This is a genomic window from Cyanobacteria bacterium GSL.Bin1, from assembly GCA_009909085.1.
In the GTDB taxonomy this organism is placed as follows: Bacteria; Cyanobacteriota; Cyanobacteriia; order Cyanobacteriales; family Rubidibacteraceae; genus Halothece.
This window is the reverse complement of sequence record JAAANX010000150.1, coordinates 1-8,506: the sequence shown is the minus strand read 5'-3', so window position 1 is coordinate 8,506 and position 8,506 is coordinate 1. Positions and strand designations below refer to the sequence as shown.

The following is an 8,506-nucleotide window of genomic DNA, read 5'->3' as shown; positions in this document are numbered from 1 at the left end:
GTTTCTTGAAAGAGAGATTTTCGAGAGTCGGTTAATTCGATGGAGTCTGTGTTCATTAACCTTCCGTCGATACATGACTTCTCTTTCATTGTAAAAGGACGATTTATTTATTGCAGCACTCTAAGAGAGATTGGGCAATTAATGATTTGCTCAACTTCTCTAATCATCATTTTTAAAGAAAGTGAGCGAGAATTCCCCCTCCTACTCCGTTGAGGAGGGGGATGATAGCGAACTTAGAACGTAGCCTAATCAATTTGTGTTAGGGTTTGACAAACTTCGGTGCTTAATTTATCATAAATATAATTTACGTTATCCTTTGCGGTGATGCGACGGGCAATCAAAGTCAGGCTATACCCAACACCCTCTCAGCAGTCCCAACTCAATCAAATAATGGGGTGCGCTAGGTATTGGTGGAACTATGCCTTGGCTTTAACGAAACAGCACTACAAAGATACAGGGAAAGGCTTAGGGCGAACCGCGCTTAACTCTTATCTTCCTCCGTTAAAACGTCAAGAAGAAACAGCCTTCCTAAAAGACTGTCCTTCCCAAGTCTTACAAGCAACCACCTTAAACCTTACCAAGGCTTATCAGAACTTCTTTGAAGGGCGTGCAAGATCCCCAAGATTCAAAAGTTTTCACCATAAACACTCCTGCCAATTTCCTCAAAACGTCAAAATAGTCGATAATAAAGCCTTAAAACTACCCAAGATGAAAGGGTTAATCAAGGCAAAAATCCATCGACTTTTTGAAGATGGGAAGTTAAAAACAGTTACCATTAGTCGGGCTCCCACTGGAAATTATTATGCTTCTTTGCTGTTTGAAACCCAACAAGAAGAGCCAAAACCAGTTCCCGAAGGGAAGGTGGCTGGAATTGATTTAGGAATCAAGGATTTTGCTATTGTCCACGACGGAGAGAAATGTTCTAAGTTTCCTAACCCAAAACACCTCTCTAAACATGAGAGGAACTTAAAACGGAAACAGAAAAAGTTAGCCCGTAAACAAAAAGGTTCTCAATCAAGAAATAAAGCGAGAAAGCTAGTCGCTAAGGGACACGAACGAGTTAGCAATACCCGCCAAGACTACCTTCATCAAGTATCCCGAAAAATCGTGGACAACAATCAAGTAGTCGTTGTGGAAAACTTGAACATCAAGGGTATGATTCGTAACCACAAACTAGCCAAAGCCATTTCTGATGTGAGTTGGGGAATGTTTGTCAACTTCTTGGACTATAAACTCAAAGAAAAAGGAGGAGTTTTAGTGGAAATTGATAGATGGTTTCCTAGCTCAAAAATCTGTTCTCATTGTCATTATGAGTTAGAAAGTCTGACCCTAGATGTTAGGGAATGGACTTGTCCTCAATGTGGCACTCACCATGATCGTGACGAGAATGCCAGTGCTAACATAAGAGCAGAAGGAATCAGAATGCTTTCCGTCTCTGGAACGGGGACGGCTGCGGTAGGAGGGGATAGAAGTCCTAAACTTGGTCGTAAGGTCAAATTTGGGCATTCCCCTACGAGTATCGAAGCCCCGACCTCGCGTTAGCAGGTTGGAGTAGTTCACTCACTCCCACTGACTAAAATTGAATTAGGTCTATCGGTTAAACCACTCAACCTTGAAACTCAAAGAATGTTTTGAATAATTCAAATTATCATTGACTGATCACTCTGACTCTTGGGGCAGGTTATCAATGACTTCCTTGAGCAATAGCAACTGAACTTCTAGCGCCTGAACGTAGTCGGCAAGATTATCAGGCTGGCTTTGAATCCCTCGGACAAGCGCTGCAATTCGGGCTTGAATATGCTTTAAATCTTGGGTTGTACTAGTACGAGTCAAGGTTAGCATTTGTTTTATCTAAACGATTCTGGTTGAGTACAAGCAAGAAAACTGAGAAAAGCGGCGCTTTAACAGCCTTGAATTGCTTTGATTCTATGATACCCACCCTAAAAGCATTTCCTGCCTGTGACAACGGATAAACCTCATATAAATCTAATAACTTTTATTCTACTTGCTAAGTGATCTATCTAAATCAATTATTTTATTGATATAAAACAAATTAAATTGACTATAAGATCACTTTATAAAAAGTTACAAAACGGCAACCTCGCTGGAAGAGATGGATTTGATTTCTCTGACGGATTCAACTTCATTGAGCAGTTAGTCTTCTGACATAAGAGTAAAATAATTCGTTTAGCATTCGCTATATTAGTTAATTTCCTCTTCCAGATTGTATTCGCTAGCCACTCCTCCAAATGCTTGATTGGACTCCTTTTCAACCTGTTCCCAACACAAAAGAGCTAACCCAAGCCCTTGCTGTTTTACCATCTCACTGGAGTTTAACGCCCTTGTGGGAAAAACGTCCTTATCGAGAAGGATGGCAAAATGAACCTTTTATCCCTCATCAAAAGATTGCTCATCTACTCAAGGAAGGAGAAAAACGAATTAGTAAACGCACCGGTCAACCGTATCATGCCTTTTGTTCGGGTTATGGTCTTCGTCTCGGCAATGTTTCTGGGGGATTGCTTGCCCTTGATATTGATGGCAGTAGTGCCGAACAATTGTTAAGTGCCCTTGCCGAAGCCCCACTTCCAGAAACCGTATCTTGGACTTCGGGAAAATCAGGTCGTCGTCAACTCCTTTATCAAGTTTCCCCTTACTATCGGGAAAAGTTACAGTCTTTTCGTCGTAAAACTATTACCCAATGGGAAGAGTGGACTACCGCAGCGGGGGAATTACTAGAATTTCGTTATAACCAGCACCAATCGGTACTTCCCCCCTCATTTCATCGTGAAACCGGACATTATCGGTGGCTGGTTGCACCAGAAGAAAAAGAAGTCGCCATCGCGCCGCCTTGGCTTTGTGAATTTCTGATTAGCCAGAATCAACCACAACCTCAAAAAAGCACTAACGTGCTAACCTTAACCTCGCGCAGACGAGACTTTCCCAGTGATGTAAAGGAAAAACCGGTTTTAAGTTCTCTCCTGGAAGAAGCCACCTCTTGTCTCAGCCTCGAACAAATTTATCATTGGTCGGGACATCAATTTCAGCAATTTGGCGAAACTTGGCGGGGGTGTTGTCCTCGTCATCAGTCTCAAAGCGGTACGGCTTTCACCTTAAATCCCCAGACCTTAGAGTGGTATTGTTTTGGCTGCGAAGTCGGCGGTGGTGCTGTTCAGTATCGCCATTTTTTACAAGGCGGAAATGGTATGCCAAGGGGAAAAGCGTTTCGTTCTTTAGTGGAGGAATTAGCCGCAGAAGCTGGGCTAGAAAGCACTCATTCTGCTCAACCTCATCAAACTTATCAATCCACTCATATTATTAATCAACAATACTTTGACTGGGAAACACCAGCAGCAGGAACGGTGCTGGCCGTTAAATCGAGTTTAGGCAGTGGCAAAACCACTTGGCTGGGGAAAGTCGTATCCGAGTTAAAAGACGAAGGATGGCTGGCTTTAGGACATCGCAATTCGTTACTCCTGCAATCTTGTCAACGCTGGGGCTTTATTCATTTACAAACCGAGCAAGCCTTTGATTTAATTTCGGTTCCCAACTCCCAATTGGCATTATGTGTGGATAGTCTTCATCATTTTTCACCAGAGGCTTTTGCCGGAAAAAATATCATCATTGACGAAGCCATTGCGGTGGTTACTCATCTGTTAATGGGAGAAACCCTAAAACAAAAGCGAGAGGAAATTATCCAACGCTTTTCCGAAGCGCTGCAACAAGCCAAACGTATTTTTTGCTTGGATGGGATGTTAACAGATTGGTGTGTGGATTATCTCCATCGTCTCGCGGGAAAAGAACGCCCCCTCGTGAAGGTAGAAAATCGCTATCAGGGAGACCCCTTTACCATTAAATTTCTCCAAGAAAGCCAAGATGAGAAAGGGAAGGGAAAATGCAGCGATCGCTCCCCTCTTTTGGAACAACTTTCCGACATTTCCTCTAAACCGGTTATTTGTACCGATAGCCAACTCGAAGCCGAAGCATTGGATCAACTCTTATCGCAACGTGGAAAGCAAGGGGTACGCATTGACTCTAAAACGATCGCTGCTCCTGAAATTCAAACCTTTCTCAAAAATCCCAATGATTACATTGAAACCCATTGTCCTGACTATCTCATTTATACCCCTGCCGCAGAAGCAGGTGTTGATATCAGTATTCGCAACTATTTTACGGATCAATTTTGTCTGTTTTTTGGCATTTTACAAACCAATGCTCAACTCCAGATGATGAGTCGAGTGCGCGATCCCAAATTAAAGCGGTGGTTGTGGTGTTCCCGTTACGGACAAGTTCAAAATCAGACTGCTAGTTTCCAGTTTCCTGAAGCTTTAGTGCAAGCCATGCGCTCACTGGTTTTACAAACCGGAAGTACCTTATTAGAAGGAAAAGAAACAACAGCAGTAGTCGAACAATTTCTGCAAGATGTAACCACAGTTACCCAAGAAAGCCATTATCAAACTTTCTGTATTTTGAAAGCGATTCAGAACTACGAGCAATCCCAGCTCTGGGAATGTCTCTATCAGGCATTAGTCAAGAGGGGTCATGAGGTAGAGTTAGTCACCTTGCCCAGTTGTCCTACGGCTAAACAAGAGGAAAAGACAGCTAAAGAAACTGTAAAATTGATAAACGCCGAAGCCATTTATCTGGGAGATAGTCAGCATGGGAAACAAGCGGAAACGACACACAAGCTAATTAGAAAACAACTCCCTGGCATTGAGACAACAGCGGTTTGGAGTCCACGCTTTATCAAGCGTATTTTATATGACGATCACGCTTTTATTAGCAAACAAGAACGATTTTGGCTCGTCCATCATCCCGAAATTGCTCAACAAATGATGCAATCGGTTTGGTATTCAGCTCTCGAACAACATCTGATTCAAGAAATGCACCAGCAATGGTCAATCGTTCAAGGATTGATTACCCTGGACATCCCCCAGTTTCTACAACTGGAAAAAACCTGGACAAATCACTCCCGAGACCTGCAACAATTATTCGGAAAAATACAAGCTTCTCCTCTCAATTCCCAGCTTAAATTACAGACCCAATCCCAGCAGCCCATTCCTCTCTTTCGTCAACTCCTAGGGCTCATTGGCGTGAAATTAACCGGCAAACAAGGACGGTACCAGATTAATCTTACCGCATGGTATGAGCGCGATCGACTCGCCATCTTAGCCTGTTTAGATCGCCGTTTTTTAAAGCCTCGCTCATTGATTTTATGATCTAAGCATGAGAAAAAATAATCTTTTATTATTTTTTAATTAGATCTTTCTATATAAGCTCTCTATTTACAAAACTTTAACTCTGCCAATGACCGCACAAGATTGACGAGATTACGCTGTTTCCGATATATTGAGGAGAACAAGAATCCAGCGGTATTTTTGTCTTCATGAGCTTTAAGTTGCTTGGAACCCTTGCTCATTCGTTTTGTGCTTTGAAAAGTGGTGAAATTTTCTGCAACAAGTTGTATGTATTTTTATTACGCAAAAATAATTTTTGTAAAGAAAAATTGACGGCAACAGCTCAAAATGCTCTCCCTCAAAAATGGACAACTCGCAATAGACAAAAGATAATAGATAGTCATCGGTACGTCCGAATTGAATGCCTACGGATAATCATTGGTCAGCAATTGATAATCGGCGCGCTGTTATTGGTCGCCCCTGGTGAGTCTAATCTCATTGTGTCCCTTTAGTGGCTCTCATGACTTTTGTCAGTCATTAGGAATGTACTTAATAGATAATGGGAGGAAATCAATAAATTGTCAGAGATTACACCTTCTTTTGAAGAAGGACTTTACTCTGAATATTAGTCAATTATGAATTGTCAATTGTCAATTCAATAAACTGTATCGGTGTTGGTCAGTGACATGAACTTATTTACAACCCCAGAAACCTCTTTAGAAGAAGTCTTCCGTCAAATCGGTGGGGGTGGTATTACCCCAGTGGTGGAAAACTTTGATCGAGGAAAAACTATCTTTTTTCCTGGTGATCCGGCAGAACGAGTTTACTTTTTACTCAGTGGAGCCGTAAAACTGTCACGAGTTTATGAAACGGGAGAAGAGATCACAGTCGCTCTTCTACGGGAAAATAGTATCTTTGGCGTTTTGTCCTTAATTACAGGTCAACACTCTGATCGGTTTTATCATGCGGTTGCTTTTACCCCGGTAGAACTTCTCTCTGCTCCCATTGAACAAGCAGAAATTGCCTTTCGAGAAAATGCGCAGTTAACGCGGTTAATGCTCCAAGGTTTATCCTCTCGCATTCTTCAAACGGAAATGATGATTGAAACCTTAGCCCATCGTGATATGGGATCACGGCTAGTGAGTTTTCTCTTGATTTTGTGTCGCGATTTTGGACAACCTGCCGATCAAGGGATTCAAATTGACTTAAAACTATCTCACCAAGCGATCGCGGAAGCCATTGGTTCCACTCGTGTTACCGTCACCCGCCTCTTAGGAGAATTACGAGAAGAAGGGATGATTTCTATTTACAAGAAAAAAATTACCGTACATAATCCAGTCGTACTCAGTCAACAATTTTCCTAACAATTTTTCCCTATGATGACCAGTGCGCTTGTATTAATTGCAGCAATTTTATTGCTAGGTGGCTTACTTGCTGCACTGGGAGATTATCTAGGAACCAAAGTGGGGAAAGCTCGCTTACGGATGTTCCACTTGCGTCCCCGCCAAACGGCTACGTTTGTCACTATTTTTACGGGAACCTTAATTGCTGCCAGCACCCTGGGAATTTTATTTGCAACCAGTGAATCTTTACGGAAAGGGATTTTTCGCTTGGATGAATATCTGAATCGTTTACAAGACGCTCGCAGTGAATTGGGAAAAGCGATTCAAGACAAGAAACAAGTTGAACAAGACTTAGCAGAAGCTGTTCAAGACAAGGAACAAGTTGAACAAGATTTAGCAGAAGCGCAATCGGGTTTAGATCGAGTCAATCGTAAATTTCAAGCCACTCAGGAAGAATTAGCAACAGTTTCCCAAAAAGTAAGACAACTCAACGAGCAACTTTCAGTCCTCAACCAGGAACGGGAAAAATTATTAGCCCAACGCAAACAGCTCGAACAAGAAATCATCAAAAAAGATCAAGAACTCGCCAGTCAAAAAGAACAACTTCAAGTCACAGAAAAACGATTGGAAACCTTAGAAAAACAACGAAAACAATTGCAAGCTGAGATTGAAAACCAGGATCAAAAGATTGCCGAACTGGATGAAACGATTCAAACACGAGATGAAGTTTTACAATTTCAAGAGCAACAAGTGGCTGAATTAGAAACGCAAATTAATCAATTGCAAGAACAAATCCAAGCACTGGAGCAATATTATCAAAATTACCAAGCTCTCAGACGAGGAAATGTCGCTTTACGGAAAGGAGAAGTCTTGGCGTTTAATGTCGTGCAAATTACAAATTCAGAACGGATCGAACCCGTGATTAATCAAATGCTTCGCCAAGCGAATCAAAATGCGATTGAAGCAACACAACCGGGGAATGAAGACTTTCAAGAACAGGTTCTGGTGATTACCCAATCCCAAATTAAGCGCCTCAAAGAAATCTTAAAAGATGGTCAGGAATACATTGTTCAAATTGTGACAGCCGGAAATTACTTAAGTGGTGAGAAAAAAATTCGTGTGTTTGCTGATGTCGTTCCTAATCAGACCGTTTTTCAACAAGGTGAAGTCATCGCTTCTCTTCCCTTAATCCCGAAGGAAGTCCAACAAGACAAATTATCAGAGCGAATTGATTTGCTACTAGCGGCTTCTCGGTTTCGGGCTCGTCGTGCTGGTGTTCTCGGACAGATTTTTGTCGGAGAGAGTAATCTGGAAGTGATTCAATTTATGGAACAGTTAGCCGCATTAGAGGAACCTTATGATCACATTAGCGCGATCGCGGCTGAAAAAACAGATCGAGCGGGTCCTTTGCAACTAAACTTGAGAGTGATGCAAGACGAGAAAGTCATTTTAAGTTATTAATTTTTAATTACAATGTTAATCTTAGGATTTGATCCGGGACGAGATAAGTGTGGTCTGGCTCTCGTCAATGAAACGGGAACCGTGATGCGGCAGGAAGTGGTTCGTTCGGATCAAGCTCTGCTCACTATTGAACAATGGTACGCTCACGATCCGATTCAGAAAATTGTCCTGGGAAATCAAACCACCTCTAAGGAGTGGCAAGCGACTTTGCAAGCCAAATTTCCTTTGCTTCCTATTTTGAGGGTGGATGAGCGCAATAGTACCTTAGAAGCGCGCGATCGGTACTGGGAATTGTATCCCCCCAAGGGATTAATGCGTCTAATTCCCAAAGGGATGCGCGTCCCTCCCCGCCCCATTGATGATATTGTTGCAATTATATTAGTGGAACGCTCAACTCTTTCTCAAGATTGACATACTCCCCCACTAAGCTGACGCTATAGTGGGGGATTCTGGGAAATCAGTTACCTGACCTCCTATCCACTCAAACAACGAAAGTTGTTTAGGGTTGCTAGGCTCAGTTTCCAATGA

At 42.2% G+C, this 8,506-nt stretch carries 6 protein-coding genes; 5 read left to right on the top strand and 1 reads right to left on the bottom strand.

Going from position 1 to position 8,506, the window contains the following annotated elements; translation table 11 throughout:
- The first annotated feature begins 324 nt into the window (after positions 1–324).
- Complete coding sequence (gene tnpB, locus GVY04_18015; protein NBD17951.1) at positions 325–1,542, top strand: IS200/IS605 family element transposase accessory protein TnpB; 1,218 nt, start codon at positions 325–327, stop codon at positions 1,540–1,542.
- 117 nt (positions 1,543–1,659) lie between these two features.
- Here the strand turns inward: tnpB and GVY04_18010 are convergent, their stop codons facing one another.
- A complete protein-coding gene (locus GVY04_18010; GenBank protein ID NBD17950.1) occupies positions 1,660–1,842 on the bottom strand; it encodes a hypothetical protein in 183 nt (60 codons plus the stop codon).
- A 407-nt stretch (positions 1,843–2,249) separates the two neighbouring features.
- Between GVY04_18010 and GVY04_18005 the strand changes: the two genes are divergently transcribed.
- The 4 genes from GVY04_18005 to ruvX all read left to right on the top strand — a co-directional run bounded on the left by GVY04_18005 (position 2,250) and on the right by ruvX (position 8,389).
- The gene (locus tag GVY04_18005; protein NBD17949.1) at positions 2,250–5,216 is read left to right on the top strand and encodes a hypothetical protein; all 2,967 of its coding nucleotides are present in this window, start codon (positions 2,250–2,252) and stop codon (positions 5,214–5,216) included.
- 644 nt (positions 5,217–5,860) lie between these two features.
- On the top strand, positions 5,861–6,538 hold the full coding sequence (gene ntcA, locus GVY04_18000; protein ID NBD17948.1) for a global nitrogen regulator NtcA: 678 nt from the start codon (positions 5,861–5,863) through the stop codon (positions 6,536–6,538).
- A gap of 12 nt (positions 6,539–6,550) precedes the next feature.
- Positions 6,551–7,978: a DUF3084 domain-containing protein gene (locus tag GVY04_17995; GenBank protein ID NBD17947.1), complete on the top strand. Its 1,428-nt coding sequence runs from the start codon at positions 6,551–6,553 to the stop codon at positions 7,976–7,978.
- Positions 7,979–7,990: 12 nt separating this feature from the next.
- Positions 7,991–8,389 (top strand): Holliday junction resolvase RuvX, encoded by a 399-nt coding sequence (gene ruvX / locus GVY04_17990; protein NBD17946.1) that lies wholly within the window; start codon positions 7,991–7,993, stop codon positions 8,387–8,389.
- The last annotated feature ends 117 nt before the right edge of the window (positions 8,390–8,506 follow it).

Coding starts and splice junctions, on each gene's coding strand:
- tnpB (NBD17951.1), top strand. CDS start 325: ATGCGACGGGCAATCAAAGTCAGGCTATACCCAACACCCTCTCAGCAG.
- GVY04_18010 (NBD17950.1), bottom strand. CDS start 1,842: ATGCTAACCTTGACTCGTACTAGTACAACCCAAGATTTAAAGCATATT.
- GVY04_18005 (NBD17949.1), top strand. CDS start 2,250: ATGCTTGATTGGACTCCTTTTCAACCTGTTCCCAACACAAAAGAGCTA.
- ntcA (NBD17948.1), top strand. CDS start 5,861: ATGAACTTATTTACAACCCCAGAAACCTCTTTAGAAGAAGTCTTCCGT.
- GVY04_17995 (NBD17947.1), top strand. CDS start 6,551: ATGATGACCAGTGCGCTTGTATTAATTGCAGCAATTTTATTGCTAGGT.
- ruvX (NBD17946.1), top strand. CDS start 7,991: ATGTTAATCTTAGGATTTGATCCGGGACGAGATAAGTGTGGTCTGGCT.